The sequence below is a fragment of the Dyella sp. 05T440 genome, assembly GCF_056395965.1.
The window spans coordinates 63,785-90,562 of record NZ_JBFTKN010000005.1; the positions used below are offsets into that span (position 1 = coordinate 63,785).

General features: G+C 63.8%; 25 protein-coding genes. 16 read left to right on the forward strand and 9 right to left on the reverse strand.

Going from position 1 to position 26,778, the window contains the following annotated elements:
* Positions 1-27 precede the first annotated feature (27 nt).
* The 3 genes from AC1DE1_RS07240 to AC1DE1_RS07250 are packed head-to-tail and all read left to right on the forward strand — an operon-like array spanning position 28 to position 2,409.
* On the forward strand, positions 28-1,395 hold the full coding sequence (locus AC1DE1_RS07240) for a tryptophan--tRNA ligase (RefSeq protein ID WP_477175208.1): 1,368 nt from the start codon (positions 28-30) through the stop codon (positions 1,393-1,395).
* A 31-nt stretch (positions 1,396-1,426) separates the two neighbouring features.
* A complete protein-coding gene (locus AC1DE1_RS07245; RefSeq protein ID WP_121877849.1) occupies positions 1,427-1,753 on the forward strand; it encodes a hypothetical protein in 327 nt (108 codons plus the stop codon).
* Positions 1,754-1,767: 14 nt separating this feature from the next.
* On the forward strand, positions 1,768-2,409 hold the full coding sequence (locus AC1DE1_RS07250; protein WP_477175209.1) for a DUF6348 family protein: 642 nt from the start codon (positions 1,768-1,770) through the stop codon (positions 2,407-2,409).
* 229 nt (positions 2,410-2,638) lie between these two features.
* Here AC1DE1_RS07250 and AC1DE1_RS07255 read toward each other — a convergent pair whose 3' ends face one another.
* The 4 genes from AC1DE1_RS07255 to pdhA all read right to left on the reverse strand — a co-directional run bounded on the left by AC1DE1_RS07255 (position 2,639) and on the right by pdhA (position 6,777).
* The gene (locus AC1DE1_RS07255; protein ID WP_441604704.1) at positions 2,639-3,022 is read right to left on the reverse strand and encodes a VOC family protein; all 384 of its coding nucleotides are present in this window, start codon (positions 3,020-3,022) and stop codon (positions 2,639-2,641) included.
* Between the two features lie 122 nt (positions 3,023-3,144).
* Positions 3,145-4,533 carry a dihydrolipoamide acetyltransferase family protein gene (locus AC1DE1_RS07260; protein WP_477175210.1) on the reverse strand — a complete coding sequence of 463 codons (1,389 nt, stop codon included), beginning with the start codon at positions 4,531-4,533 and terminating at the stop codon, positions 3,145-3,147.
* A 174-nt stretch (positions 4,534-4,707) separates the two neighbouring features.
* Complete coding sequence (locus AC1DE1_RS07265) at positions 4,708-5,688, reverse strand: alpha-ketoacid dehydrogenase subunit beta (protein ID WP_046972795.1); 981 nt, start codon at positions 5,686-5,688, stop codon at positions 4,708-4,710.
* Positions 5,689-5,691: 3 nt separating this feature from the next.
* Positions 5,692-6,777, reverse strand: coding sequence for a pyruvate dehydrogenase (acetyl-transferring) E1 component subunit alpha (gene pdhA / locus AC1DE1_RS07270; RefSeq protein ID WP_204636063.1), 1,086 nt, complete (start codon positions 6,775-6,777; stop codon positions 5,692-5,694).
* Positions 6,778-6,987: 210 nt separating this feature from the next.
* On the opposite strand from pdhA, the gene AC1DE1_RS07275 reads away from it, so the two are divergent.
* The 3 genes from AC1DE1_RS07275 to AC1DE1_RS07285 all read left to right on the forward strand — a co-directional run bounded on the left by AC1DE1_RS07275 (position 6,988) and on the right by AC1DE1_RS07285 (position 11,108).
* Positions 6,988-7,836 carry a tryptophan 2,3-dioxygenase gene (locus tag AC1DE1_RS07275; protein WP_477175211.1) on the forward strand — a complete coding sequence of 283 codons (849 nt, stop codon included), beginning with the start codon at positions 6,988-6,990 and terminating at the stop codon, positions 7,834-7,836.
* 82 nt (positions 7,837-7,918) lie between these two features.
* Entirely contained in the window at positions 7,919-9,427 is a 1,509-nt protein-coding gene (locus AC1DE1_RS07280; protein ID WP_477175212.1) for a peptide MFS transporter, read from the forward strand.
* Between the two features lie 175 nt (positions 9,428-9,602).
* On the forward strand, positions 9,603-11,108 hold the full coding sequence (locus AC1DE1_RS07285) for a peptide MFS transporter (protein ID WP_477175213.1): 1,506 nt from the start codon (positions 9,603-9,605) through the stop codon (positions 11,106-11,108).
* A 43-nt stretch (positions 11,109-11,151) separates the two neighbouring features.
* Here AC1DE1_RS07285 and AC1DE1_RS07290 read toward each other — a convergent pair whose 3' ends face one another.
* The gene (locus AC1DE1_RS07290; RefSeq protein WP_477163120.1) at positions 11,152-11,640 is read right to left on the reverse strand and encodes a MarR family winged helix-turn-helix transcriptional regulator; all 489 of its coding nucleotides are present in this window, start codon (positions 11,638-11,640) and stop codon (positions 11,152-11,154) included.
* Positions 11,641-11,722: 82 nt separating this feature from the next.
* Between AC1DE1_RS07290 and hppD the strand changes: the two genes are divergently transcribed.
* Entirely contained in the window at positions 11,723-12,820 is a 1,098-nt protein-coding gene (gene hppD / locus AC1DE1_RS07295; protein ID WP_441604698.1) for a 4-hydroxyphenylpyruvate dioxygenase, read from the forward strand.
* Positions 12,821-12,868: 48 nt separating this feature from the next.
* Here hppD and AC1DE1_RS07300 read toward each other — a convergent pair whose 3' ends face one another.
* Positions 12,869-13,264, reverse strand: a complete 396-nt coding sequence (locus tag AC1DE1_RS07300; RefSeq protein ID WP_477175214.1) for a DUF5362 domain-containing protein — start codon at positions 13,262-13,264, stop codon at positions 12,869-12,871.
* A 141-nt stretch (positions 13,265-13,405) separates the two neighbouring features.
* Here AC1DE1_RS07300 and hmgA point away from each other — a divergent pair, with 141 nt between their 5' ends.
* The 5 genes from hmgA (at position 13,406) to tpx (ending at position 18,365) form a co-directional block, all read left to right on the forward strand.
* Positions 13,406-14,704, forward strand: a complete 1,299-nt coding sequence (gene hmgA / locus AC1DE1_RS07305) for a homogentisate 1,2-dioxygenase (RefSeq protein ID WP_441604696.1) — start codon at positions 13,406-13,408, stop codon at positions 14,702-14,704.
* Between the two features lie 4 nt (positions 14,705-14,708).
* Positions 14,709-15,275, forward strand: coding sequence for a lectin (locus AC1DE1_RS07310; protein WP_477179038.1), 567 nt, complete (start codon positions 14,709-14,711; stop codon positions 15,273-15,275).
* A gap of 23 nt (positions 15,276-15,298) precedes the next feature.
* Positions 15,299-16,285 carry a fumarylacetoacetate hydrolase family protein gene (locus tag AC1DE1_RS07315; RefSeq protein ID WP_477179039.1) on the forward strand — a complete coding sequence of 329 codons (987 nt, stop codon included), beginning with the start codon at positions 15,299-15,301 and terminating at the stop codon, positions 16,283-16,285.
* Between the two features lie 105 nt (positions 16,286-16,390).
* On the forward strand, positions 16,391-17,785 hold the full coding sequence (gene hemN / locus AC1DE1_RS07320) for an oxygen-independent coproporphyrinogen III oxidase (RefSeq protein WP_477175217.1): 1,395 nt from the start codon (positions 16,391-16,393) through the stop codon (positions 17,783-17,785).
* Between the two features lie 79 nt (positions 17,786-17,864).
* Positions 17,865-18,365: a thiol peroxidase gene (gene tpx / locus AC1DE1_RS07325; protein ID WP_477175218.1), complete on the forward strand. Its 501-nt coding sequence runs from the start codon at positions 17,865-17,867 to the stop codon at positions 18,363-18,365.
* Between the two features lie 171 nt (positions 18,366-18,536).
* On the opposite strand, the gene AC1DE1_RS07330 is transcribed toward tpx, so the two are convergent.
* Both AC1DE1_RS07330 and gap read right to left on the reverse strand, forming a co-directional pair.
* The gene (locus AC1DE1_RS07330) at positions 18,537-19,487 is read right to left on the reverse strand and encodes a hypothetical protein (RefSeq protein WP_477175219.1); all 951 of its coding nucleotides are present in this window, start codon (positions 19,485-19,487) and stop codon (positions 18,537-18,539) included.
* Positions 19,488-19,571: 84 nt separating this feature from the next.
* Positions 19,572-20,585 carry a type I glyceraldehyde-3-phosphate dehydrogenase gene (gap, locus tag AC1DE1_RS07335; protein WP_204636075.1) on the reverse strand — a complete coding sequence of 338 codons (1,014 nt, stop codon included), beginning with the start codon at positions 20,583-20,585 and terminating at the stop codon, positions 19,572-19,574.
* Between the two features lie 187 nt (positions 20,586-20,772).
* On the opposite strand from gap, the gene AC1DE1_RS07340 reads away from it, so the two are divergent.
* Positions 20,773-21,243 (forward strand): OsmC family protein, encoded by a 471-nt coding sequence (locus AC1DE1_RS07340; protein ID WP_477175220.1) that lies wholly within the window; start codon positions 20,773-20,775, stop codon positions 21,241-21,243.
* A gap of 71 nt (positions 21,244-21,314) precedes the next feature.
* Positions 21,315-22,127 carry a S1/P1 nuclease gene (locus tag AC1DE1_RS07345; RefSeq protein WP_477175221.1) on the forward strand — a complete coding sequence of 271 codons (813 nt, stop codon included), beginning with the start codon at positions 21,315-21,317 and terminating at the stop codon, positions 22,125-22,127.
* Positions 22,128-22,138: 11 nt separating this feature from the next.
* Here the strand turns inward: AC1DE1_RS07345 and AC1DE1_RS07350 are convergent, their stop codons facing one another.
* Positions 22,139-24,163, reverse strand: a complete 2,025-nt coding sequence (locus AC1DE1_RS07350) for an alpha/beta hydrolase family protein (RefSeq protein ID WP_477175222.1) — start codon at positions 24,161-24,163, stop codon at positions 22,139-22,141.
* A gap of 447 nt (positions 24,164-24,610) precedes the next feature.
* On the opposite strand from AC1DE1_RS07350, the gene pyk reads away from it, so the two are divergent.
* A complete protein-coding gene (gene pyk / locus AC1DE1_RS07355; RefSeq protein ID WP_441604687.1) occupies positions 24,611-26,083 on the forward strand; it encodes a pyruvate kinase in 1,473 nt (490 codons plus the stop codon).
* Positions 26,084-26,202: 119 nt separating this feature from the next.
* Positions 26,203-26,748: a hypothetical protein gene (locus AC1DE1_RS07360; protein ID WP_477175223.1), complete on the forward strand. Its 546-nt coding sequence runs from the start codon at positions 26,203-26,205 to the stop codon at positions 26,746-26,748.
* Positions 26,749-26,778 lie beyond the last annotated feature (30 nt).

Here is a 26,778-nt window from a genome sequence, read left to right on the forward strand (position 1 = left end):
CACCAAACAATACGAAGAAACCAGCACATGAAGACCCGCGTACTCACCGGCATCACCACCACCGGCACGCCACACCTGGGCAATTACGTCGGCGCGATCCGCCCGGCCGTCGCCGCGAGCAGGCGCGACGACGTGGATGCGTTCTACTTCATGGCCGACTACCACGCGCTGATCAAGAGCGACGATCCGGCGCGCATCGAGCGTTCTCGCCTGGAAATTGCCGCCACGTGGCTGGCCGCGGGCCTGGATCCGCAGAAGGTCACGTTTTATCGCCAGTCCGATATTCCGGAAATACCCGAGCTGACCTGGTTCCTCACCTGCGTCACCGCGAAGGGTTTGCTCAATCGCGCGCATGCTTACAAGGCGTCCGTGGATAAGAACACGGAAAGCGGCGAGGACGCCGATGCCGGCATCACCGCTGGCCTGTACATGTATCCGGTGCTGATGGCGGCCGACATCCTCGCGTTCAACGCGAACAAGGTGCCGGTGGGCCGCGACCAGATCCAGCACATCGAAATGGCGCGCGACATCGCGCAGCGTTTCAACCATATCTACGGCCGCGAATTCTTCGCGCTGCCCGAAGTGGTGATCGAGGAACAGGTGGCGACGCTGCCCGGCCTCGATGGCCGCAAGATGTCCAAGAGTTACGACAACACCATTCCGCTGTTCGCGGGTGGGCAGAAGCATCTGCGCGATTCCATCATGCGCATCGTCACCGATTCGCGCCTGCCGGGCGAAGCGAAGGATCCGGACAGCTCCTCGCTGTTCACCATCTTCCGCGCCTTCGCCAGCGACGCCGAGTCCACCGCGTTCCGCCAGGCACTGGTCGATGGACTGGGTTGGGGCGAGGCCAAGCAGGTGTTGTTCGAGCGCCTGGAAGTGGATGTTGCGCCGATGCGAGAAAGCTACAACGCCTTGATGGCGCGCCCGGCGGTGATCGAGGAGATCCTGCAGGAAGGCGCCAAGAAGGCACGCGCGATTGCTGCGCCCAAGATTGCCGAACTGCGCGACGCGATTGGCCTGCGTTCGGGCGTGGCGGTGGCAACAAGCGCGAGCGGCACCAAGGCGACGGCTGCGAAGGGTGGCAAGTCCGCGCGCTTCGCCAGCTTCCGCGATGCCGATGGCAGTTTCCGTTTCCGTCTGTTCTCCGCCGACGGCGAAGAGCTGCTGCTGTCGCGTTCGTTTGCCGATCCCAAGGCAGCCGGCGCGATGCAGAAGCGCATCAAGGAACTGGGCAGCGTATCGGCCGTGGTGCAGGTGCAGCCGCAGGCCCTGGTGCTGGAAATCGACGGCGACCAGGTCGGCGCCACGCCGGCTTACGACGGCGAGCAGGCACGCGACGAGGCGCTTGGCCGCCTGCGTGGCGCGCTCGACCAACTGGCTGCGCAGGAATAAGGCCCCCGGCTTTCAAGGAGTGAACTGACGTATGCGTTATCTGGCCATCCTCATGCTCGCGCCCTGGTTGCTGATTTTGGGCTGGGCGTTCTGGTCCTATCCCAAGAGCCTGCCGCGCACGCGCCTGCGCCGATACTTCGATGTGGCGGCCTTGCTGCTCGCCGCGTTCGCTGCGGTGGAGTGTGCGAGCACGGCATTCGACACCGCCACGGTGCCCACGGTGGGCCAGTACGGGCCATCCAGCGGCGCCATCTGGCAGCAGGTGCTGCCGGCGCTTTACGGTTACGGCGCATGCGTCGTGGTATTGGTGCTGGCGCTGATCGTGCGCCAGCTCGTATGGCGCCCTCACGCGCACTGAAGCAGGAAACGACCATGCAAGACGCCGACCTCCAGCGATACCTCCTGCGCCTGTTCGAACGCCATGACGTCGAACTGGAACCCGACGAAGAGTGGCTGATGACGGACGGCGATTTCCCCGCCGTGCGCGCCAGCTGGTTCGAAGGCGCCGCGGGTGAACCCGGCCGTCTCGATGTCGACGTGGTGATCAGCGAGGATCGCCATATCGAAGAGAGTTTCGCCGGCGTCGGCGGTGGTGAAGCGGGTTGCCTGGATGCGCTGCGCGCGTTCGAGCACGGCGTGTTTCACGTGCTGCTGGCAGCGTGCTGGTATGTCACCGATGATCGACGCATGCAGCTGCAGAGTTGGGATTTTGGTATCCGTACGTGGGATGTGTTCGTTGCGCCGTGGCTGTCGAGTCAGGATGGCGTGGAGCCGCCTGCCGGCTTGGTTGCCCAGCTTCGCACTGCGTTGCAGAGCGAGTCGTTGAACCCGGAGCTGCATTGGGTGCGGCTGTTCTATCGTCGTGGCGACGATGGCGCGGTTACCGCCGAGGCCTTGCTCGACAATGCCGCGTGGCCGGCTGGCGATCGCCTGTTGGCGTCGCTGTCGTGGCCTGTAGCGGAGAAGGGTTACAGCGTTCGCGGGTTTGTGGCGCTGGATATTCGCGATTACTGAAACACCACCGCTGATCTTCTGTGGGAGCGCACCCTGTGCGCGACAATCCTACGGAGCGTAGACGCCATCGCGCCGCGGTCGCGCACAAGGTGCGCTCCTACAAGGGTAGGGTGTCTGGATTTTCTGTGGGAGCGCACCCTGTGCGCGACAAACCTACGGAGCGGAAGCGACGCGCTGCGTCGCGCACAGGGTGCGCTCCCACAGGTGTGGCATGGTGCTCTAGGTGGCACTAACCCCACCGATTAAGATGAGGCCCGAATTCCTCCCGCTGCGGGCGAACCACGCAGAATCGATGCCCGCTCGGCGCCTGCATGACCCACCAGCGATCGGGCACGTAATGGACTCGCGTGGCGCCGAGCTTCTCCATGCGCTGCACTTCCGCCTCGATATCGTCCGTTTCAATATCCAGATGCACGCGGTTGTCGTGCTCGACGCGTTGCAACAGGATGATGGGCTCGTCATCGGCGGACGCAAGCCGGGCGTACTTGCCATCGCCATCCTCATCCAGGGTGACGATGGATTTGCCCAGGGCGTGGCTCCAGAAGGTGGCGGCATCGGCCAGGTTGTCCGTCTTGCAGTCGATCACGATGGTGCACAGTCGGCTGTGATGCATGGCGGCGGTCCCGTGTTGAGCGACCATCGATGGTAGTGCGAGGCCGGGTGCAGGGGCCGTCAACGTTTCGCGCATAAAAAAAGCCCCGGCATGGCCGGGGCTCTTCGTGCGCTTAGATTGCCTTAGTTCGGCAGCGACAAATCGTCGAGCAGCGCCTTGAGGAAGCGCGCGGCTTCACCGCCGGTGGCGGCGCGGTGATCGAAGGTGATCGAGATCGGCATGCGGCGATGCACTTCGATGCCACCCATCACGGCCACCACGTCGTGGCTCAGCTTGCCGGCGCCGATGATGGCAACGCACGGCGGCACCACGACCGGCGTGGCGTAGCGGCCGGCGAACATGCCAAAGTTCGACAGGCTGATGGTGTAGCCGCTGAGTTCCGATGCGGGAATCGTGCGGTCTTCCACCGACGTACGCAGGCGCTTGATTGCCGCGCGGATGCCGGCGCCGTCGAGCACGTCGGCATTGCGCAGGGCCGGCACGAACAGGCCTTCCTCGGTGTCCACGGCGATGCCGATGTCCACATGCGGATGCAGCGTACGGGTGAGGTTCTTGCCGTCGAACCAGGCGTTGAGCGCCGGCACGGTCTTGCAGGCCACCACGATGGAGCGGATCAGGCGGGCAGTGATGTCCTGCTTGCCGATCCAGGCGTGCAGGTCGGCGTCGTCCACCAGGGTGGTCGGCACCACGTTGGCGTGGGCGTCGGCCATCACGCGCGCCATATTGCGACGCACGCCCTTGAGCTGTTCGGGCTGGCCGCTGGCCTGCACGCTCGGCGGCGCGGTGCGCACCGGCTTGCCGGCGAGCGAGGTGGCGGTGCGCGGAGCGTCGGGTTCCGGCAGCTGCGGGGCCAGGTGACGACCGGCGGACGCCGGCACGCTGCTGCGAGCCGGTGCGGCGCCCAGGGCGGCGCTGCCGTTGGCGGCGGCGTTCTTCACGTCCTGCATGGTGACCACGCCGTCGGCGCCCGAGGGCTGCACGCGGGCGAGGTCGACCTTGAGCTTCTTGGCGAGCGCACGCACCGCCGGCACGGCCTTGACGCCGCCGACGCTGGAGGCCTGTTCCACGTGCACGTGGCTGCCGGAGACCATCGCACCGACCACGGTGCCTTCGTCTTCGCGCTCGGCCTTGCCATTGCCGCTGTCGATCTCGCCGCCTTCATCGGAGGCAACGACCTTGTGCGTATCGGCCGTGGCGCTGCCGGTGCCCTTCTTGGGGCCGTGGTGGTGGCCGGTGGACTCGGCCTCGGCACGCTGCTTGGCGTTCGGATCGGGCTCGAATTCGGCCAGCGCCGAACCGGTTTCGATGATGTCGCCCGCGGCGCCGTGCAGCTTGGTCACCTTGCCGGTATACGGCGAAGGCACGTCGACGACGGCTTTGGCGGTTTCCATCGAGCACAGCGGTGCGTCGAGCTTGATGGTGTCGCCTTCCTTCACGTGCCACTCGACGATGGTGGCGTCGGGCAGGCCTTCGCCGAGGTCGGGCAGGTAGAAAGTCTTGATGTCGGCCATGAGTTGGTTCCGGTAATCAGGCTTGGGTATTCGGCTTTTGACCGTCATCCCGGCGCAGGCCGGGATCCAGTAGCGATGATGCTTGATCGTCGCGGAAGGTTTTGTGTGCTTCGCACGACGTATTTTGACTGGATTCCGGCCTTCACCGGAATGACGCTTCGTTCAGCGGTTCGGTTACGACGCGGCGAGCGCGCGCTTGGCGGCATCCACCACGCGCTCGGCACTCGGCATGTACTTCATTTCCAGGCGGAACAGCGGAATGTGCGTGTCGTAGCCGCTGACGCGTTCGACCGGCGCGAGCAGGTCGTACATGCATTCCTCGGCCAGGCGCGCGGCGATTTCGGCGCCGAAACCCGCGGTCTTGGGCGCTTCATGCACGATCACGCAGCGGCCGGTCTTCTGCACCGACTCGGCGATGGTGTCGAAGTCGAGCGGGGTCAAGGTGGCCACGTCGATGACTTCGGCGCTGATGCCTTCCTCGGCCAGAGCGTCGGCCGCTTCCAGCGCTTCCTTCACCTGCGCACCCCACGAAACGAGGGTGACGTCGGTGCCGTCGCGCAGCACGAAGCACACGTCCAGCGGCAGCGCTTCGCCGTCATCGGGCACTTCTTCCTTGTACTGGCGATAGATGCGCTTGGGCTCGAAGAACATCACCGGATCCGGATCGCGGATCGCGGCGAGCAGCAGGCCATAGGCACGCGCCGGCGACGACGGCATCACCACGCGCAGGCCCGGGATATTGGTGAACAGGTGCTCGTTCGCTTCCGAATGATGCTCCGGCGCGCGAATGCCGCCGCCCCACGGTGCGCGCCACACGGCCGGCACGGTGATGCGGCCGCGCGTGCGGTTGCGCATGCGCGCGGCGTGGCAGGCGATCTGCTCCATCATCGGGTAGATGAAGCCTTCGAACTGCGCTTCGGCCACCGGCTTCATGCCCTGGGCAGCGAGGCCCACGGTGACGCCGGCAATGGTGGTTTCGTCCAGCGGCGTGTCGAGCACGCGCAGTTCGCCGAACTTTTCCTGCAGGCCCTGGGTGGCGCGGAACACGCCACCGTTCACGCCCACGTCTTCGCCCAGCACCATGACGCTCTCGTCGTGGGCCATTTCATAGGCGAGTGCCTGGGTGACGGCTTCGATAAGGGTGATCTGTGCCATGACTTAATGGGCCTTCTTGTCGAGCTGGATGGCGAGATCGCGCTGCTTGGCGAGATCGGCGGGGACTTCGGCGAAGGTGTAATCAAACATCGCCGTGACCGGCTGGGTCTTGGTCTCGAGGTACGCGTTCACCTCGTTGTCCATCCAGTCGTCGCATTCCGCCTTCCAGGCTTCTTCCTTGGCGTCGTCCCACACGCCCTTGGCTACCAGCCAGTTGCGCAGGCGCTTCATCGGCTCCTTCGCCCAGGCGTCCTTCACTTCCTGCTCGCCGCGGTAACGGCGCGCGTCATCGGCGGTGGTGTGGTCGGACAGGCGATAGGTCACTGCCTCGATCACCGAACCACCCTGGCCGTTGCGAGCACGATCCAGTGCGTCTTCCATCGCCTTGCGCACGGCGATGATGTCGTTGCCGTCGACCTGGATGGAGAACAGGCCGGCCGCGATGCCCTTTTGCGCCAGCGTCGGTGCGCCGGACTGGATCTTGCGCGGCACCGAAATGGCCCACTGGTTGTTCACGATCACCGCCACCATCGGCAGGTTCTGCGCGCCGGTGATGTTGATGGCGCCGTAGAAGTCGCCCTTGGACGAACCACCGTCACCGATGGTGCACACGGCCACGCGCTTCTCGTTGCGGATCTTGAACGCCAGCGCGGAACCGGCGGCATGCAGACACTGCGTGGCGATCGGCACCGACCAGGCAAAGTCGTGGCGTGCCGGTTCTTTCTGGTAATCGTTGCCGCGCTCGTCGCCGCCCCAGTACATGTAGACCTCGCGCGGCTGCACGCCGCGATACAGCTGCGCGCCGTATTCGCGGTAGCTGGGGGCCAGCACGTCTTCGGGCTTCATGGCGCTGCCGATGCCCACATGCGCTGCTTCGTGGCCCAGGCAGCTGGCATAGGTGCCGAGCTTGCCGGTGCGCTGCAGGGCGACCGACTTGGCGTCGAACACGCGGGTCGACAGCATCAGCTTGTACAGCTCGACCATGTGGTCGAGATCCTTGGCGAATTCAGGCAGATCGTCACGGACCTGCTTGCCCTCAGCATCGAGATACTGGAGGTATTCGATTTCAAACTTGGCGGCGATAGACACGACTCGCTCCCGGAGTGAGTAATGAGAAAGTGGGGTGCCGGGCGTCGGCGGCCCATCCAGTGGGGCCAGCAGCGGACGTAAAGCCCTGAGCAAGACGGAAATGATTACAGGGGGGCATGTTGCGCTGCAAGGCACGGTGCAGCATGCGGGGTGGTACGGGGTGGGCCCAAACACCGGTTACCATGACGCTTTTCCGTTACAGGGAAGGCCATGACCGAGAATCAGCGCGACCTCGAGGCCGGTATCGAACTCGACCTGAATGGTCGACTGACCTATGGCGGCTACCTGCGGCTGGACACCCTGCTGTCGGCCCAGCAACCGCTGAGCCAGCCGGCGCACCACGACGAAATGCTGTTCATCGTGCAGCACCAGGTGGCCGAGCTGTGGATGAAATTGATCATTCACGAGCTGAAGGCCGCCGTGGCGCACCTGCGCCGCGATGAGATCGATCCATGCCTGAAGATCCTGGCGCGCGTGAAACAGGTGCAGCGCCAGCTGTTCGAGCAATGGGGCGTGCTGGAAACGCTTACCCCCGCCGAATACCTGGAATTTCGCGGCGTGCTCGGGCCTTCCTCGGGTTTCCAGTCGCTGCAGTACCGGCAGATCGAATTCCTGCTCGGCAACAAGAACGCGCAGATGCTGCAGGTGTTTGCGTACGATCCTGCGGCGCAGGACACGCTGCGCGCCGTGCTGGAAGCGCCCAGCCTGTACGACGAATTCCTCGGCTATCTGGCGCGGCGCGGCCACGACGTGCCGGGCGAGCTGACGCAGCGCGACTGGTCGCAGCCTTATCAGCGGCATGAAGGCTTGCTGCCCGTGCTCAAGCGCATTTACGAAAACCGTGCAACGTTCTGGCCCGAATACCACATGTGCGAACAGCTGGTGGATGTGGAGGAGAGTTTCCAGCTTTGGCGTTTCCGCCATATGAAAACGGTGGAGCGGATCATCGGACACCGGCGCGGTACCGGTGGTTCCTCCGGCGTGGCGTTCCTGAAAAAGGCGCTGGACCTGGAGTTTTTCCCGGAGCTGCTGGACGTGCGCACCGAACTGGGCACCTGATCGCGCGTGTCATCTTCGCCATTCATCATTCGACAACTACTGGTGGCGCGTGCAGCGCCGTTTCGCTTGCAAAGGGGCATGCATGAGCAACACCACTGAGACCGCGCACGCGTCGGCGCCTGATTTTCCGCAGACGCTGGGGCATCCGCGTCCGCTATGGATGTTGTTCATGACGGAGTTCTGGGAACGCTTCGCGTTTTACAGCGTCAGCTGGGCCCTGGCCTTGTACATCGTGGCGCATTTTTATCACGGCGATGCGTCCGGCGAAGCGTGGGCCAGCAAAATTTACGGAGCTTATACGGCGCTGATCTACGCCAGCAGCATTTTTGGCGGCTACGTGGCGGACAAGATCATCGGCTACCAGCGCTCGATCCTGATCGGCGCGGCGGTCATGGCGCTGGGCCTGTTCGTCGTGATGCTGCCAAGCAAGGACCTGTTCCTGTTTGGCCTGGCGATGGTCGTGGTGGGCAACGGCCTGTTCAAGCCGAATATTTCCTCGATGGTCGGGCAGCTCTATGGCCCGACGGACGAACGCCGCGACCGTGGTTTCACCCTGTTCTACATGGGCATCAACGGCGGCGCGTTGCTGGCGCCGCTGCTCACCGGCTGGCTGGCGAGCTATTTCTCCGACACGCCGATGCAGGAGAACTACCGGATCGTGTTCGGCGCGGCCGGCGTGGGCATGGTGCTGAGCCTGTTCTGGTTCTGGTTTGGTCGCCGCGGGCTGCACGGGGTGGGTCGTCCGGCGCCGGAAGCGGCCAGCCGCATGCGTGTCGTATGGGTGCTGCTGGGCATCGTGGTGGCGGTGCCGCTGGTTTATCTGCTGCTGGCCTTTGTCGGCGCCAATGGCCTGCAGTGGCTGCTGGGCCTGCTGTTCATTGGCGTGGCGGCGATGTTGATCGTGGAAGCGATGCGCCACGACCGCGTACAGCTGCATCGCGTGTACGCGATGCTGATCATCTTTGCGTTCAACATCCTGTTCTGGATGTTCTATTTCCAGCTCGGCACCTCGTTCAATTTCCTCGCGGCCAATATGGTCGACCGTGAGATGTTCGGCGGCTGGGTATTCCCGGTGGGCTGGTTCCAGTCGGTGAGTCCGTTGGCCATCATCGTGCTGGCGCCGCTGGTGACCCAGGTGTGGTCGTTGCTGGCGCGACGCCACAAGGAGCCGTCGATTCCGCGCAAGTTCGGCCTCGGCTTGTTGTTCAACGGCCTGGGCTTCACCGCGCTGATGTATGCGCTGACCTATTCGGTCAACAGCAAGGGATTGATCCCGTTCTGGCCGCTGACGGCCTGCTATGTGCTGCAGACCATCGGCGAGCTGTGCCTGTCGCCGATCGGCCTGTCGATGGTGACCAAGCTGGCGCCGCCGCGCCTGGTGGGTCTGGCCATGGGCGGCTGGTTCCTGTCGCTGGCGGTGGGTGGCAACTTGTCGGGCCTGTTGGCAGGGCGCATCAGTGGCGAAAGTGGCATGACGGCCGCGTCCGCGCTGGCGGGTTTCACCTTCAGCTTCTGGCTGCTGGCAGGCGCAGGCGTCTTCCTCTTGCTGATCTCGCCGCTGATCAATCGCCTGATGCACGGGGTGCGATGAAGCAGGAGTAAGGGGAGAGGAGTGAGAAGTGAGAGTAGAGCTTGGTCTGCGGCTTTCTCTCACTTCTCACTCCTCTCAACTCACTGCTCGCTTTTTGGTGCAGTGCATTTGACGGGCGTTATGTGTCCCGGTTAGAAGTCGTTGCGCAAGAAATTACGACGGATGACGGCAGCACATGAGTACGAACACAACCAGCGCCTCGACGGTGCCTGACTACCCCCAGACCCTCGGTCACCCACGCCCGCTGTGGATGCTGTTCATGACGGAGTTCTGGGAGCGCTTTGCGTTCTATGGCATCCGCTGGGCGCTCACGCTGTACATCGTGGCGGCGTTCTTCAACGGCGATGCTTCCGGCCAGGCCTTCGCCAGCCGCACCTACGGCGCCTATCTGGCGCTGGTGTATGCCACCGCCGTGTTCGGCGGCTACGTGGCGGACAAGATCATCGGCTACCAGCGCTCCATCCTGCTGGGCGCCAGCGTGATGGCGGTGGGTCTGTTCATGATCATGTTGCCCAATGAGCAGATCTTCCTGGTGGGTCTGGCCACGATCATCGTGGGCAATGGCCTGTTCAAGCCGAATATTTCCTCGATGGTGGGACAGCTCTACGCGCAGGGCGATTCGCGGCGCGACCGCGGTTTCACGCTGTTCTACATGGGCATCAATGGCGGCGCGTTGATCGCGCCGCTGCTCACGGGCTGGCTGGCCAGCCATTTCACCGACACGCCGATGCAGCAGAACTACAAGCTGGTGTTCGGCGCCTCCGGCGTGGGCATGCTGATCAGCCTGCTGTGGTTCTGGATCGGTCGCCGCCAATTGAAGGGCGTGGGCCGTCCCGCACCCGACCAGGCCAACCGCATGCGCGTGGTCTACGTGTTGCTGGGCATGCTGGTGGCGATCCCGGTGTTCTACCTGCTGATGGCCAAGGCCGGCGCCGTGGTGCTGCAGTGGCTGCTTACTGCGCTGTTCGTCGGCGTGGGCGTGATGCTGGTCATCGAGGCGGTGCGCAATGGTCGCGTGCAGGTGCATCGCGTGATCGCCATGCTGATCATCTTTACCTTCAACGTGCTGTTCTGGATGTTCTTCGAGCAGGCCGGCAGCTCGTTCAATTTCCTTGCGCAGAACATCGTGGATCGCAACATGTTCGGCGGTTGGGAGTTCCCGGTGGGCTGGTTCCAGTCGGTCAATCCGGTGGCCATCGTGGTGCTGGCGCCGATCGTGTCGGTGGCCTGGGGCTTTCTGGACAAGCGGCGCATCGAGCCCTCGATTCCGCGCAAATTCGGCCTGGGTCTGCTCGGCAATGCGCTGGGCTTCGTGGTGCTGATGTATGCGCTGGATGAGCTGGTCAGCAGCGACGGCATGATTCCGTTCTGGCCGCTGGCGCTTTGCTACGTGCTGCAGACGGCGGGCGAGCTATGCCTGTCGCCAATCGGCCTGTCGATGACCACGAAACTCGCCCCAACGCGGCTGGTGGGCTTGGCGATGGGTGGCTGGTTCCTTTCCACCGCGATCGGCAACAACTTGTCCGGCTTGTTCGCCGGCCATATCAGCGGCGAGAGCGGCATGACCGTGGCCTCGGCGCTCAGCGGCTTCACCTTCAGCTTCTATCTGCTGGCGGGTGCCGGCGTGCTGCTGTTCGTGATCGCGCCGTTGATCAATCGGTTGATGCACGGGGTGAAGTAGGGGCGAAGGAGCAGCGTGCGCCCTTTCACTCGCCCCTGAGCGGTCACTTCGGCTCGATCGCCTGCAACTTGTCCAGGATGCGCACCAGCCAGCTGCGCTCCTCGTCGTCCAGCTTGGACAGCAGGTTGCGCTCGTGTTCGCGGGCCATGGGCGCCACCACTTCGTGGATGGCCCAGCCCGCCTCGCTCAGGCCCAGCACGGAGCGGCGCTTGTCGCCGTCGTGGATGGCGCGGGTCACCCAGCCGGTCTCCACCAGCTTTGAGAGGGCGCGGCTCACGGCCACCTTGTCCATCAGGGTGCGTTCGGCCACCTCGCGGGCGGACAGGCCGTCGAAACGGGCCAGCACCGCCATCACGCGCCACTCCGTCATGCTCAGGTCGAAGCGGCGCTGATAGTCGTCGGCAATGGCCTGGCTGACCGCGTTGGACAGGATGGAGAGCCGGTAGGGCAGGAAATTTTCCAGCTCCAGCGGTGCGTGGTCGGGGTGATGTTCGTCGGGCACTGCTGCGGCGCTCCTTGCAAATGGTTTCATATGTAACTATAACGTAGGGCTTATGAGAATGGTCGCACGCTTGGACGTAGGCCATTGAGCAGCCATCCACCCGGAGAGCCCCATGAGCGCGCAGCCCAATCTTGGCATGCAGGTCACCACCTTCGAAAACCCCATGGGTATCGATGGGTTTGAATTCGTCGAATTCGCTGCGCCCGCCGGTCGCGGCCACGAGCTGCACACCCTGTTCAAGAAGATGGGTTTCAGCGCCGTGCTCAAGCACAAGTCGCGCCCCATCACGGTCTACCGCCAGGGCGGCGTGAACCTGCTGGTCAACGAAGACCCCGAATCCTACGCCGCCGAATTCGCCCAGGCCCATGGCCCATGCGCGGCCGGTTTCGCCATCCGCTTCCAGAAGCCGTCCAAGGACGTGCTCGGCGTGGTGCTCGGCAACGGCGGCGAAGCGGTCAACCAGAAGGCCGAAGCCACCAAGGCCGTGAACGCGCCCGCCGTGAAGGGCATCGGCGATTGCATGCTGTATCTGATCGACCGTTACGGCGACAAGGGCAGCATCTACGACGGCGACTACGAGCCGATCGCCGGCGCCGAGCAGCACCCGAAGGGTTTTGGCCTCACCTTCATCGATCACCTGACGCACAACCTCTACTTCGGCAACATGCAGAAGTGGTCCGATTACTACGAGCGCCTGTTCAACTTCCGCGAGATCCGCTACTTCGACATCAAGGGCGCCAAGACGGGTCTCGTGTCCAAGGCCATGACCGCGCCGGACGGCATCGTGCGCATTCCGCTCAACGAGTCGAGCGATCCGAAGTCGCAGATCAACGAATACCTCGACGCGTACCACGGCGAGGGCATCCAGCACATCGCCCTGTTCACCGACAATATCTACGAGACGGTGGAAGCGATGCGCGCGACGGGCGTGGAATTCCTCGACACGCCGGATACGTATTTCGACGTGATCGACATGCGCATCCCCAACCACGGCGAGGACGTGCCGCGCCTGGCCAAGAACAAGATCCTGATCGATGCCGACGTGGAGACCAAGCAGCGCAAGCTGCTGCAGATCTTCACGCAGAACAACATCGGCCCGATCTTCTTTGAGATCATCCAGCGCAAGGGCAACGAGGGCTTTGGCGAAGGCAACTTCCAGGCGCTGTTCGAGTCGATCGAACGCGACCAGATGAAGCGCGGCTTCCTGTAAGACTTGGCCACAAGGCCGCCCATGGAGGGCGGCCTTGGTGCCGCCGGTTCAGCGCCAGGAGCCGCCGCCGTGCAGCATGGCGAGGAACACGGCGCCGTAAAAGAACATCGCAAGCACCCACAGGATGATGCCGACCAGAATCAGCACGCCCTGGATCACGAAGTAAGTACGCAGCTTGGCAAGTGCTTCTTTCAGGGCGACGGCATCGCCGCTGAGCTGGGCACGCTCGATCGCCCCGGCCGACTGCATCACCAGCACGCCGATCCAGATCGGCAGCCAGGCGATGATGATGCCGACGAGGGTGATGGCGGTGAGGGCGCCCTGGATGATGAAGACGATGCCGACGAATTTCATCCATCCCTTGCCTGAAGCAAGCGGTTGGCTGAGGTCCTGGATCGAGGGATTCCCGGTAGCTTGGCCCAGCGAGGAGTACGAGTCGGACATGCGGTTTCCTTGAGTGTCATTGCAGTGAATGAACGTCGCCTCTTCCCTTGCGCGAGGCGGTGCCAACAGTCGTAAGCCAAGAGTAATAGGATCGCGTGGGTCGCGTTGTGACCTCTCGCCTCGGCAGATTGCGGAGCTTTCATGTCAGCCAGCCACCAGCAGTACCAAACAGGGTTCGCCAACGAATTCGCCACCGAGGCCTTGCCCGGCGCGCTGCCCGACGGGCAGAACTCGCCGCAGAGCGCGCCCCATGGCCTGTACGCGGAACAGCTTTCCGGCACGGCCTTCACGGCCCCGCGCCACAGCAATCGCCGCAGCTGGTTGTATCGCATCCGCCCCGCGGCCATGCACCATCCGTTCGAGGCGATGCCCGACGGCCGCTTCCACAACCGCTTTAACGAGGTGCCGGCTAACCCCAACCAGTTGCGCTGGAGCCCGTTCCCGCTGCCGACCAAGCCCACCGATTTCCTCGATGGCCTGTTCACCGTTGCGGGCAATGGCGGTGCGGCGGACCAGACCGGCGTGGGTATCCACGTCTATGCCGCCAATCGGTCGATGCAGGGCCGCTACTTCTACAACGCCGACGGCGAGCTGCTGATTGTGCCGCAACAAGGGCGCCTGAAACTGGCGACCGAGATGGGCGTCATCGAGCTTGAACCGCTGGAAATCGCCGTGATTCCGCGCGGCGTGCGTTTTCGCGTGGAGCTGCTGGACGACAGCGCGCGCGGTTACATCGCCGAAAACTTCGGCGCGATGCTGCGCCTGCCTGATCTGGGCCCGATCGGCAGCAACGGCCTGGCCAACCCGCGTGACTTCCTCACGCCGGTGGCGGCGTTTGAAGATGTCGAAGGCAAGTTCGAACTCGTCGCCAAGTTCCAGGGCAAGCTGTGGAGCGCGGCGATCGATCATTCGCCACTGGACGTCGTGGCCTGGCACGGCAATTACGCGCCGTACAAGTACGACCTGCGCCGCTTCAACACCATCGGCTCGATCAGCTTCGACCATCCCGACCCGAGCATCTTCCTGGTGCTGCATTCGGCCAGCGACAGCGAAGGCGTGAGCAACATGGACTTCGTGATTTTCCCGCCGCGCTGGCTGGTGGCGCAGCACACCTTCCGTCCGCCCTGGTTCCATCGCAACATCGCCAGCGAGTTCATGGGATTGATCACCGGCGAGTACGACGCCAAGGCCGAAGGCTTTTCGCCGGGCGGCGCCTCGCTGCACAATTCCATGAGCGGTCACGGTCCCGATGCGGCCACGTATGAGAAGGCGTCGACGCGCGATCTGTCGCAGGCCGATGTCATCACGGGCACCATGGCCTTCATGTTCGAGACGCGCCGCGTGATTCATCCGACCAGGCAAGCGCTGGAATCGCCGGAGCTGCAGGGCAACTACTACGAATGCTGGCAGGGTATCCAAAAGCATTTCGGCGGAGCTTGAAGCGATGACGTTGCGCCGGTTCTGCCTGTTGTGGCTATGCGTGATGCTGGCGTCGTGCCAGTCGCACGACGAGGCACCGACGCAGGCTCCCGCGTCGGCCGCGACGGCACCCGGTGATCGCGACGCGCTGAGTCAGGCCCGTTGGCAGGGCTTTGGCGACATGCGTTTTGGCATGGACGAGCCGTCGTTCCGCAAAGCCTGGCGCGGCGAGTTGAAGGGCGGGGCGCAAGTGGGCTCCGATTGCGCCATGTACGCTCCGGTGTGGGCGAAGCCGCCATTCGAACTCACCTTCATGCTCGAGCACGGTCGTTTCGTTCGTTACGACGTGCGTGGCGACAAAGAAACGGCGCCGGGCGGTGGCAAGGTCGGCATGGCCAAGGCGGACGTGATGGCGCTCTATGCGGGCAAGGGCAAGCCAGGGGCGAACAAGTACGATCCGGACGCCAGCGTGTTTCGTGTGGATGGTGAGAGCGGTGCCGTGCTGATTTTCGACATCGGCGCCGACGGCAAGGTAAAGGCGTGGCGCATGGGCGTGCCGCCACAAATCGATTACGTGGAAGGGTGCAGCTGAGTGCTGCCCGTTGGAGCGATAGCATGAAATTGGGTTCATTGAAGGAAGGCGGTCGCGACGGCACCCTGATCGTCGTCAATCGCGCGCTGACCCAGGCGGTCAAGGCCACCGGCATTGCGCCGACGCTGCAGGCTGCGCTGGATGACTGGTCGAGTGCCGCGCCGCGCCTGAACGCGCTGTACGAAGAATTGAATGGAGGCACCGCAACTGGTGCCTTCGCGCTCGACATGCAGGCGCTTGCCTCGCCGCTGCCTCGCGCCTACGAATTCGTCGACGGCAGTGCCTATCTGCCGCATGTCGAGCGCGTGCGTCGCGCACGTGGCGCCGAGGTGCCGGAGTCGTTCTACACCGATCCGCTGATGTATCAGGCCACCAGTGCCGGCTTCCTGGGTCCGCGTGATCCGGTGGTCGTGCCGAGCGAGGACTACGGCATCGATCTGGAAGCCGAGGTGGTGGTGGTCACGGACGATGTGCCGATGGCGCTGACGCCTGCGCAGGCCGCGGCGCATATCCAGTTGGTGGGTCTGGTCAACGATGTCTCGCTGCGCGGCCTGATTCCCGGCGAGCTCGCCAAGGGTTTCGGTTTTCTGCAATCCAAGCCGCGCTCCGCGCTGTCGCCGGTGTTGGTGACGCCGGACGAACTGGGCGACGCCTGGCAGGACGAAAAACTGCATCTGCCGATGCGCACCTGGCTCAACGGCAAGTGGTTCGGCGAGGCCGAGTGCGGCGTCGACATGCAGTTCAATTTCGCCCAGCTGGTGGCGCACGCGGCCAAGACGCGTCCGCTCACGGCAGGCACCATCGTCGGCTCCGGTACCATCGCCAACGAAGACACCGGCAAGGGCGCCTCGTGCCTGGCCGAGCAGCGCACGGTGGAGACCCTGCGTGACGGCAAGCCGAGCACGCCATTCCTGAGCTTTGGCGACACGCTGCGAATCGATGTGACTGATGCGTCGGGCGCGTCGATCTTCGGCTCGATCGAGCAGACCATCGCGCCGCTAAAGCGCTGAGTCCACCGGCCCGCCGTCGCCTTGCGCGGCGGCGGGCGGCAAAGTGACGCGCCACGATGATGCCCATCAGGCGCTGGTCGGGACCCGGCGACGATACTGTCGCCCATGCGTCAACCTACCATCGCGCCCGAGTTCGATCCCCAGCTCATTGCCCGCTACGACGTGGCCGGCCCGCGCTACACCAGCTATCCCACGGCACCGCAGTTCCATGACGGCTTCGGCGAATCCGCATTGCGTCGAGCCGTGCACGATTCCAACGAACGCGCTGGCCCCCTGTCGATCTATGTGCACGTGCCGTTCTGCTTCAGTCCGTGCTTCTACTGCGGCTGCAATCGCGTGATCACCCGCGATGCGCGCAAGGCGACGCAGTATCTGGACTATCTGGAAAAGGAGCTCGCACTGCTTGGTCCGTTGTTTGAACGCGGGCGGGAAGTGCGACAACTTCACCTCGGTGGAGGCACGCCGAGCTTTCTCGATATGGCCCAGATGCAACGCCTGTTCGAGATGCTCGCGCGACACTTCGACATGCAGCAGTCGTGCTCACGCGAGTGGGGCATCGAGATCGATCCGCGTGACGTCGATGCGGCCTATATCCGCGAGCTCAGCCGACTAGGCTTCAATCGCATCTCGGTGGGCATCCAGGATTTCGATGCCGCCGTGCAGAAGGCAGTCAATCGCGTGCAGAGCGTGGCGCAGACGGCCGAAGTATTGAGTGCGGCGCGCGATTGGGGATTCACCTCGGCGAGCGTCGACCTCATCTACGGACTCCCACGCCAGACGCTCGATGGTTTTGATCGAACGCTGGACGAGGTGATCGCGCTGTCGCCGGATCGCGTGGCGATCTACGGCTATGCGCACCTCCCGCATTTGTTCAAGGCCCAACAGCGGATCGACGATGGCGAACTGCCCGACGCCGCCACTCGCCTGGCGCTGCTGGGGCTGGCCTGGGAAAAGCTGGGTGCGGCGGGCTACGTGTATATCGGCATGGATCACTTTGCGCGCACGGACGACGAACTCGCGCGCGCCCAGCGTGAAGGAACCCTGCAACGAAACTTCCAGGGTTATTCCACGCATGGCGATTGCGACATCGTGGGATTGGGTGTCAGCGCCATCGGCCGCATCGCCGACACCTACAGCCAGAACGCCCGCGATCTGCTCAGTTACTACGCGGCGTTGGAGGCGGGCCAGCTGCCGGTGAAGAAGGGCATCGAGCTGAGCCGCGACGATCTGGTGCGTCGCCAATTGATCGGTGAACTGATGTGTCACGGCACACTGGACATGAGGGAATTCGGAGAACGTCACGGCCTACGCTTCGAGGCTCACTTCGCCCAGGACCTGGATCGCTTGCAGCCCCTGATCGATGACGGCCTGGTGGCGCGGCATGGCGACGACATCCAGGTGACGCCGCGCGGCAGGCCGCTGCTGCGGAATATTGCGATGTGCTTTGACGCCTATCTGGGCAAGAGTGCCGCTACGCCACGCTACTCGCGCACGATCTGAACCCGTCGGCCCGGGCGGCCTATCGTCCTGGCGGCCGTCGGCATGTTCTACTTGTGGACCCCATCCAACGAGGTGTCCCATGTCCAACGTCACGCTCAAAGGCAATCCGGTCCAGGTCGACGGTCATTTCCCGTCCAAGGGTGAAGCGGCACCGGCCTTCTCGCTGGTCGGCAAGGACCTTGCCGACGTCACGCTCGCCAACTTCGACGGCAAGCGCAAAGTGTTGAACATCTTTCCGAGTGTCGACACGCCGACCTGCGCCATGTCAGTGCGTCACTTCAACCAGGACGCCAGCCAGCTAAACAATGCGGTCGTTCTGTGCATCTCCGCCGACCTGCCGTTTGCGCAGGCGCGCTTCTGCGGTGCGGAGGGTCTCAGCAACGTGGTGACGCTGTCGACGCTGCGCGGTCACGACTTCCTCAAGAACTATGGCGTATCGATTGCGTCCGGTCCGCTGTCGGGTCTGGCGGCGCGTGCCGTGGTGGTGCTCGACGAGCACAACAAGGTCGTGCATAGCGAACTGGTGGGCGAGATCGCGCACGAGCCCAACTATGACGCCGCGCTCGCCGCGCTGGGCTGAGTCACGTCGCTCAACGCGGCATTGTCCATAGGGCAGTGCGATGCGCCGCGCGCAAGGGACGAAAAACAAAAGCCGGGCAATGCCCGGCTTTTGCATTCACAGCGTTGGGTGGTGGCTTACTTGGCTGCCATCATCGCAATCGTCATGTCGTGCATGCGGTTGGAGAGGCCCTCAATGCTTGGTGCGCTTATAGGCGTTCACGCATGAAGGGCATTGGACATCGTCGAGCGCCTCGGCAAACCAGGCATATGTCACTCCGGTAATTTCTGTCGGCGGCGTTCTCAATTTCTCCGTCTGGGCCTTCAGTGCGTACGCCAGCTGAAAATCCGGCGTCCCGTCCAGTGACCACACGCCATCCACCGACCCATCGGTTCTCAGTGAGACGATGAAGTCGGCGAAGCCTGCTTTGGGTAATGCAAAACGACGGTCGACCTCAAGGAAAGGGTCGTGGGGAAGTACCCTGATTTGTCGGTTTACCGCCAAGCCTGCGCCGATGTCCGCGCTGTGGGTGGCGATAAAGTCATTGAGGTCCGACAACGTGTCCGCATCCTTTTTGTTGGCACCCATTTGCTTGGATATGCGCCTGGCCAGCTCGCCGCAATAGCTGCGGAACGAGGGTAAGACGTTATTGGTGCGAGACGCGTAGTAGTTGAATATCTGGACCCAATCCATTGCTGCTTGCAGTTCACCTGACTCAAGCGAGATCTCGGACATCTTCGCCATGGCGTATAGATGCCCATGAATCGCCGCGTTGCTCAAATAGAGCCGCGCCTGACCGAGATCACGCTCCACGGGAGAGCCTTTCACGTTGTCGCCCGCCCGATAGAGCGACCCCAAAAAGTATTGCGATGCCGTATCTCCGGCGTCGGCCTGGGCATGCAGCCGCGCGAAGATCTCCTCGCGTTCGCTCATCGGTGTTCGAGAGTCCAGCAGGCGGGCAAGATGCTCGTAGCCTGTCTTTGGAACCGTCGCTGCCATCGGTGGCTTTGCTGCGGAAGCTTCCGTCAGGGAAGTGGATCTGATTGAAGGCGAAGGTTGGGTTTGCTGGGCGATCAGCGGGTCTGCCAACAGGACCGACAGCCCCAGCGTCATGGCGACGCGAAAAGACACTACTCCAAACATCACCGTTCCCCCCCGGACGAAGATCTGGATGGATACATGGCGGACCAACGGTGGTTGACACCGTTAGCCCGCCATAAAGATCGCTTACTTGGCAGCCATCATCGCCACCGTCATGTCGAGCATGCGGTTGGAGAAGCCCCACTCGTTGTCGTACCACGACAACACCTTGACCAGCGTGCCTTCCATGACGCGGGTCTGGGTGGCGTCATAGGTGGACGAAGCCGGGTTGTGGTTGAAGTCGATCGACACCAGCGGCTTCGTGTTGACCGCCAGGATGCCCTTCAGCGCGCCGTTGGCGGCTTCGTTGATCACCTGGTCGATCTCTTCCTTGCTGGTCGGACGCGCCGCGTCGAACACCAGGTCGACCACCGACACGTTGATGGTCGGCACGCGGATGGCGAAACCGTCGAGCTTGCCGTTGAGCTCCGGCAGCACCAGGCCTACCGCGGCGGCGGCGCCGGTCTTGGCGGGGATCTGCGAGTGCGTGGCCGAACGGGCGCGGCGCAGGTCCGAGTGATAGACGTCCGTCAGCACCTGGTCGTTGGTGTAGGCGTGGATGGTCGTCATCAGGCCGCGCTGGATGCCGATCTTCTCGTGCAGCACCTTGGCCAGCGGAGCGAGGCAGTTGGTGGTGCACGACGCGTTGGAGATCACTTCCAGCTTGGAGGTGAGCTTGTCGTCGTTCACGCCGATGACGAAGGTGCCGTCCACGTCCTTGTCGCCCGGGGCGGAGATGATCACCTTCTTGGCGCCGGCGGCGAGATGCGCGCTGGCCTTGGCCTTGGAGGTGAACAGGCCGGTGCATTCCAGCACCACGTCGACGCCCAGGGCGCCCCACGGCAGCTTGGACGGGTCACGCTCGGCGCAGACCTTGATGCGGTCGCCGTTGACGATCAGATCGCCGCCGTCCACCGTCGCGGTGCCCGGGAACTTGCCGTGGGCGGTGTCGTACTGGGTCAGGTGCGCATTGGTCTCGGCGTCGCCGAGGTCATTGATCGCAACGATCTGGATCTCGTTGGTGCGACCCGCTTCGTACAGCGCGCGCAGGATGTTGCGGCCAATGCGACCGTAACCATTGATGGCGACCTTGATTGCCATGGGACAGCGTCCTCCGATGGGATGGCGAAAGTAGCGGCTGTGGGACCGCCGTAAAACCGTCATTTTAGCCTGAACCGGCCGGGCGGTCCCATCCGGGCCGCGGTTTCCCCCGGAAGGGGCTGTTCAGGGGAGCCCAGAAGCGCTTGAATCGGCTACTTTCGGGCAGCGGCCCGAGCAGGAGAGTGGCATGAGCGAGGCAGAACAGAGCTTTGGGATCACCCTGGAGCAGGTGTCGGACTATGAATTCCGCGTCCGTTTCGACGGCACGGCGATTCCCGACCTCATCACCGACGAAACCTCGCCGCTGGGTGGCGATGCGGGGCCCAACCCCACGCACCTGATTGCCACCGCCGTGGCCAACTGCCTGGCGGCCAGCCTGTTGTTCGCGCTGCGCAAGTACAAGAACTCACCCGGCAAGATCGGCGCCAAGGCCAAGCTCACCATGACCCGCAACGAGCACGGCCGGCTGCGCGTCACCCACATCGGCGTGGACCTGCAGCTGGCCGACAAGGCGGAGGTGCTTGCGCATCTCGACCGCGCGCTGGCGCAGTTCGAAGATTTCTGCATCGCCACGCAGAGTGTGCGCCAAGGCATCAAGGTGGACGTGAGCGTGCACGACGGAGAGGGCAAGTTGCTCCCGCTGCCGGAAGCGGTCTGACCGATGTTGGCGCGGACCTGTCACGAGGCTGTGGCAGACTTCGCTTTTCCCCTGACAAGACCCACTGCACCATGCCATTCCTGCGCCGAACCGCCGCTGCCGCTTTCATCTGCCTCGCCCTGACGCCCGTTGTCCATGCCTGGGGCCAGCTAGGCCATAGCGTGGTGGCCGATCTGGCCCAGCGTCACCTGAGCCCGGCGGCGGAAGCGGCAGTGGAGCGCCTGCTGGCGCCCGAGCACACCAAGTCGCTGGCCGACATCGCCAGCTGGCCGGATGAAATCCGCAACGACCCGACCAAGGACGCGTTGTGGAAGCAGACGCGCGCACTGCACTACGTCGACTTCACCTCCGGCGACTGCAATTACACGCCGCCGCGCGACTGCAAGGATGGACAGTGCGTGGTCGAGGGCATCGACCATTACGTGAAGATCCTTGGCGACAAGAGCCAGTCGGATGCAACGCGACTGGAGGCGCTGAAGTTCGTGGTGCACTTCATCGGCGACGAGCATCAGCCGCTGCACGGTGGTTCGCGCGACGACAAGGGCGGCAACGCCTACCAGGTGCAGTTCCAGGACAAGGGCACCAACCTGCATAGCGTGTGGGACTCGGGCCTGCTCAAGACCCGTGGCCTGGAATACAAAGCCTACGCGGACAAGCTGGAGGCCGAAGGCACGGTCACCCTGCCCAAGCCGATCGCGCCGTTCGACAACGCGTACGCGCAGTGGGCCGAAGAGTCGTGCACGATCTCGCGCGACATTTATCCCGATGGCCACAAGATTGACCAGGCCTATGTGGACAAGGAGCTGCCCGTCGCCGAACTGCGCCTGCGCGAAGCGGGCCGTCGCCTTGCCGAGGTGCTCAACCTGACACTGGCCAAGGGCTGAGTGGGCGAACGTTACGGCGCGGCACTCGTTGTCGCGCCGTTGCCGCCCGGACCGATGTTGCGGTCGAGAAAGTCCAGCAGTTTGTTGTACATCGCCAGGCGATGTTCCTGCAGGAAGAAGCCATGCCCCTCCTGCGCCTCGGTCAGCGATTCGTAGTGCTTTCCCTGCTTGTCCAACGCCGAGGTGAAGACGTTGAAGTTGGCGTACGGGGCGCGCGCATCGAGACCGCCATGGATCAGGAGAAGATTGGCCTTGATGCGGTCCACACCGGCCAAGGGCGAGCGGCGCAACAGCTCGGCGCGATCGTCTCCGAGCACGATCTTCAGGTAGTCGACGCCCGCGTCGGAGCGCTTGGTGTCGCTCTTGTCCAGCTGGATGCGCAGGTCGTAGATACCGGCATAGCCAATGGCGCATCGATACAGGTCGGGCTCGCGTACCGCACCCTCTAGAGCGGCATAGCCACCATAGCTGGTGCCATAGATGCAGATGCGCTGGGCATCGGCATGGCCTTCATGGATGGCCCAGCGGGTGGCGTCGGTCAGGTCGTCCTGCATCGAGGCTCCCCACTGGCGATAGCCGAGCGCCTCAAAATGCGAGCCGAAACCGCCTGAGCCGCGGTAGTTCACCTGCAGCACGGCATAACCACGTGATGCCAATAGCTGCGTCTCCTCATCGAAGTCCCAGCGATCGGCGACACCATGCGGGCCGCCATGTGGAACCACGACCAAGGGGAAGGGGCCGCGGCCCGATGGCTCGGTGAGAAAGCCGTGCAAGGTCACGCCGTCGCGCGCCGCCAGTTCGACTGGCGTCATCGCGTGCATCTGCTTGGGCGAAAGCCAGCGACGTTCGCTGAAGAGGTAGCGGGCCTGCTGCTTGTCCAGATCGAACAAGTAGTAATCGCCTGGATCGCGATCGCCGCTGACTTTGACGATGGCAAGCCCGCCATCGTCGGTAAACGAGGTCAGCTCGACCAACTGACCAGGGAAACTCTTGCCCACCGCTACGCTGATTTGTGCTTCATGACTGGCGGGGTCGAGGTAGTGCATGCCGCGCGCGCCATCATTGGTGACGATGCCATAGACGTCCTTGCCGTCCGCCGTGGCGAGGCCGTCACCGGGATCGCCGAAGACGCCGCGGTAGACCAGGCTACGCTGGCCGGTCTGCAGATCGAGCAGCTCGACCGAACTGGGGCCTTCCTCATGCGACACCCGCACGTAGAGCCGGTGGTCATCGCGCTGAAAACTGAGCGGCACGATCGAGACCCCGGTCTTGCCCGAGTCGTTGAATAAGGTCCAGTCCTTGCCGGCCTCGCGCAGCCACAACTTGGGCCGATGATAAGTACCGCCGAGTGCGGCGCGCGGCTCACCCTGGTGATCCACGATGATGTCCGTATCCGGCGCCGGGCCGCCGATCACGCGCTTGCTGTCGCCGCTGACCGTATCCAGGCGCTCGATCGAGGGCACGCTGCCGGCCGAGTCATCGGTAAACGGTTGGGTCTGTACCAGCAGGTAGCGGCCATCCTGCAGCGGGGTTGTATCGATCAACCTCGCATAGGCCTCGCGACGCTGGCCGCCATGCAGCATGTGATTGCTGTCGGCATACGTGCCGCCGCGCGCGCCGAACAGGTAAACACCGTGGCTGCCATCGGCATCGAAGGCGATCAGCTCGCCGGTGTATCCGGGCTTTTCCAGGCTGCTGGTGCGCACGGCCAGTGCCATGACCAGTCGGTGGTCGTTGACCCAACGGTAGCGCCGGATCATGGTGCGGCTGCCGGAGCGGATCGTCGCCACCGGTTTGTTGGTGGCCGTATCGATGACGGCCAGCATGTTTTCGTACGGGGTGTCCGGTCGCGGCACCAACGCGGCGATGTGCTTGCCGTCGGGTGCGAGTTGCACCTCGCTGAACTCGGCGGGGCGGATGAAATCGCTCACCGTCGGCGCGGCGCTGACGGCAGCCTCATTGGACGACGCCGCGGCAGGCGCCACGCAGGCAGCAACCAAGGCGGCCATCAAGGCCGTGCGGATGAAAGGCGGCATGTGCGTTCCCCTTAAGTCCCTGTCGCGGATCCCTCCATCCGCCCGGCGATGCTAGCGCATGGTCGACAGGCTGTCGCAAGTCCATGCGACGCGCAGGGTCGTCACGTTGCTGATCATTTTTCGAGCATGTTTGTTGCGATGCAGAATGAAATGGCGCTGCACTGGAAGGCGCCGCAAAGGCGGCTGCCGCCCGATGGTTCTGCGGCCAGCGCGGATCGGTGGAGTGGAATTGAAGACGGCGCGCCATGACACCAGTGTTTGGACGTCTGTCCGGCCATCGAGCAGACCAGTTATTTGTCTTGACCCCATTCTCACTGTCAATGCGTAATACCAGTGCAGGCCTGTGGTACGCATGCCACAAGCAGTCCACTTGGGCAAAGGAAAACAGGACAAAAAAGCCCGCGCCAACCCTCTGGAAGATCCGCGTGATTTTGCTAGTCTCGATGTATGACTACTGAAAATCCGCTGCGCCGCACAAAAATTGTTGCCACCCTCGGTCCTGCTACCGATGCGCCTGGCATGCTCGAAAAAATCATCGCCGAAGGCGTGGATGTGGTTCGCCTGAACCTCTCCCATGGCCAGCCGGACGATCACCGCGCCCGCGCGGTGGCCGTGCGTGATGCGGCGACGAAGCTGGGTCGCGAGGTAGGCGTGCTCGCCGACCTGCAAGGTCCGAAGATTCGCGTCGAGCGTTTCGCCAACGGCCCGATCGAACTCAAAGTGGGCGACAGTTTCGTGCTCGATTGCAGCCCGGGCGCGCCGCTGGGCGATACCACGCGCGTCGGCGTCAGCTATTACGACCTGCCCAAGGACGTCTCCGCCGGCGACGTGCTGCTGCTCGACGACGGTCTCGTCGCGCTCACCGTCGAGGCGGTGGTCGGCCAGGAAATCCGCTGCCGTGTGCTGATCGGCGGCAAGCTATCCGATCGCAAGGGCCTCAATCGCCAGGGCGGTGGCCTCTCCGTGACCGCGCTGTCGGAGAAGGACAAGTCGGACATCAAGCTCGCCGCCGAAATCGGCTGCGACTTCCTCGCCGTGTCCTTCGTGCGCTCCGCCGACGACATGCACGAGGCACGTCGCCTGCTCGAAGAAGCCGGTGGCAAGGCCTCGCTGGTGGCCAAGATCGAACGCGCCGACGCCATTCCGGTGCTCGGCGAAATCATCGACGCCTCCGATGTGGTGATGGTGGCGCGTGGCGACCTGGGTGTGGAAATCGGCGATGCCGAGCTGCCGGGCCTGCAGAAGAAGATCATCCGCGAGTCGGTGCAGCGCAATCGCGCTGTGATCACGGCCACGCAGATGCTGCAGTCGATGGTGCGCTCGCCCATCCCGACCCGCGCCGAAGTGATGGACGTGGCCAACGCCGTCATCGACGGCACCGATGCGGTGATGCTGTCGGAGGAATCCGCCGCCGGCGCGCATCCGGACAAGGCCGTGGCCGCGCTGCGCCGCATCTGCCTGGGCGCCGAACGCCAGTTCGAGCCGAAGGAAGATCCCGCCACGCAGGGTCATCTGCTCGATCGTACCGACCAGGCCATTGCGCTCGCAGCGATGGTGCTGGCCAGCCAGCTCGGCGTGCGCGCCATCGTCGCGTTGACCGAGTCGGGTGCCACGGCGCAGTGGCTGTCGCGTTATCGCAGTGCGGTGCCGATCTATGCGCTGTCGCCGTTCGACGACGCACGCCGCCGCATGTCCATCTTCCGCGACGTCACCGCGGTGAAGTTCACGCATATCTCGCAGACGCCGGCCGGCTCGGCGCGCGACGCGGTGCGGCAGCTGTTCCTCGCCGGCAAGCTCGTCGAGGGCGATCGCGTGGTGCTGACCCATGGCGATCACATCGGCCAGGGCGGCGGCACCAACACCTTGAAGCTGCTCTCTGTGGGCGCCGAGGGTGTGGTGGAGTGCCTGCGCGACCTCTAAGCGATCGTTGAGATGCCTCGTCCGCCGACCGGGTGTGGGCCCGGTCGGCGGACGATGGCTCTCCGTCAACCTGATACTGTCTAGGCAGGATTTCGTCAGGCAATCCATCAGGGGGATGCATGAAAACGACGTTGTACAGCGTGCTTTGCATGGCCATCAGGCTAGGCGCCGTGCTCATGGCGGTAGGTCTGATCGAGCAATGGCCACGGCTATTCGTCATTTGCGCCGATGGACAAGTGGCGATCGATGCCCTGGTGCTGGATGGATTGGGTCTCGTGCTCGCCTTTGTCCTGTGGATCAAGCCCGGGCTACTGGCCTGGTGGGCGGCAGGTAGCGCCCACCGTGATGTGTTCGAAAGCGATATCAGCGCGACACAATTGCAGTACATCGCGTTTTCGGTGGCGGGCATCTACAAGCTCATCACCGGGCTTGCGGGCATGCTGGCGCATGGCCTGAATCTGCTGGCCTATAACCACATGATGGAGGGTGGCGTGCCGGTATCTGTGCCCCCTTACGAAAAGACCATGTTTGTGGAGTACGTGGTGGCCACGGTGGCGGGTCTCGCGCTGACGCTTGGCGCACGTGGCTTGACGGCGTATCTGCAGCAATTGCGAACAGCTGGGCAGCCGGTGGCCATTGCAGTCGACGAGGCTCGTGAAGGCTAAACTAGCCGCGTGCCGCACGCCGCGGTTTGG

Bases quoted from the DNA above. Each gene is read 5' to 3' on its own strand.
- AC1DE1_RS07240 (WP_477175208.1), top strand. From the start codon at position 28: ATGAAGACCCGCGTACTCACCGGCATCACCACCACCGGCACGCCACAC.
- AC1DE1_RS07315 (WP_477179039.1), top strand. From the start codon at position 15,299: ATGAAATTGGGTTCATTGAAGGAAGGCGGTCGCGACGGCACCCTGATC.
- tpx (WP_477175218.1), top strand. From the start codon at position 17,865: ATGTCCAACGTCACGCTCAAAGGCAATCCGGTCCAGGTCGACGGTCAT.
- AC1DE1_RS07350 (WP_477175222.1), bottom strand. From the start codon at position 24,163: ATGCCGCCTTTCATCCGCACGGCCTTGATGGCCGCCTTGGTTGCTGCC.
- pyk (WP_441604687.1), top strand. From the start codon at position 24,611: ATGACTACTGAAAATCCGCTGCGCCGCACAAAAATTGTTGCCACCCTC.
- AC1DE1_RS07245 (WP_121877849.1), top strand. From the start codon at position 1,427: ATGCGTTATCTGGCCATCCTCATGCTCGCGCCCTGGTTGCTGATTTTG.
- AC1DE1_RS07250 (WP_477175209.1), top strand. From the start codon at position 1,768: ATGCAAGACGCCGACCTCCAGCGATACCTCCTGCGCCTGTTCGAACGC.
- AC1DE1_RS07280 (WP_477175212.1), top strand. From the start codon at position 7,919: ATGAGCAACACCACTGAGACCGCGCACGCGTCGGCGCCTGATTTTCCG.
- AC1DE1_RS07340 (WP_477175220.1), top strand. From the start codon at position 20,773: ATGAGCGAGGCAGAACAGAGCTTTGGGATCACCCTGGAGCAGGTGTCG.
- AC1DE1_RS07255 (WP_441604704.1), bottom strand. From the start codon at position 3,022: ATGCATCACAGCCGACTGTGCACCATCGTGATCGACTGCAAGACGGAC.
- hppD (WP_441604698.1), top strand. From the start codon at position 11,723: ATGAGCGCGCAGCCCAATCTTGGCATGCAGGTCACCACCTTCGAAAAC.
- hmgA (WP_441604696.1), top strand. From the start codon at position 13,406: ATGTCAGCCAGCCACCAGCAGTACCAAACAGGGTTCGCCAACGAATTC.
- AC1DE1_RS07275 (WP_477175211.1), top strand. From the start codon at position 6,988: ATGACCGAGAATCAGCGCGACCTCGAGGCCGGTATCGAACTCGACCTG.
- gap (WP_204636075.1), bottom strand. From the start codon at position 20,585: ATGGCAATCAAGGTCGCCATCAATGGTTACGGTCGCATTGGCCGCAAC.
- AC1DE1_RS07330 (WP_477175219.1), bottom strand. From the start codon at position 19,487: ATGTTTGGAGTAGTGTCTTTTCGCGTCGCCATGACGCTGGGGCTGTCG.
- AC1DE1_RS07310 (WP_477179038.1), top strand. From the start codon at position 14,709: ATGACGTTGCGCCGGTTCTGCCTGTTGTGGCTATGCGTGATGCTGGCG.
- AC1DE1_RS07285 (WP_477175213.1), top strand. From the start codon at position 9,603: ATGAGTACGAACACAACCAGCGCCTCGACGGTGCCTGACTACCCCCAG.
- hemN (WP_477175217.1), top strand. From the start codon at position 16,391: ATGCGTCAACCTACCATCGCGCCCGAGTTCGATCCCCAGCTCATTGCC.
- AC1DE1_RS07360 (WP_477175223.1), top strand. From the start codon at position 26,203: ATGAAAACGACGTTGTACAGCGTGCTTTGCATGGCCATCAGGCTAGGC.
- AC1DE1_RS07300 (WP_477175214.1), bottom strand. From the start codon at position 13,264: ATGTCCGACTCGTACTCCTCGCTGGGCCAAGCTACCGGGAATCCCTCG.
- AC1DE1_RS07260 (WP_477175210.1), bottom strand. From the start codon at position 4,533: ATGGCCGACATCAAGACTTTCTACCTGCCCGACCTCGGCGAAGGCCTG.
- AC1DE1_RS07265 (WP_046972795.1), bottom strand. From the start codon at position 5,688: ATGGCACAGATCACCCTTATCGAAGCCGTCACCCAGGCACTCGCCTAT.
- AC1DE1_RS07290 (WP_477163120.1), bottom strand. From the start codon at position 11,640: ATGAAACCATTTGCAAGGAGCGCCGCAGCAGTGCCCGACGAACATCAC.
- AC1DE1_RS07345 (WP_477175221.1), top strand. From the start codon at position 21,315: ATGCCATTCCTGCGCCGAACCGCCGCTGCCGCTTTCATCTGCCTCGCC.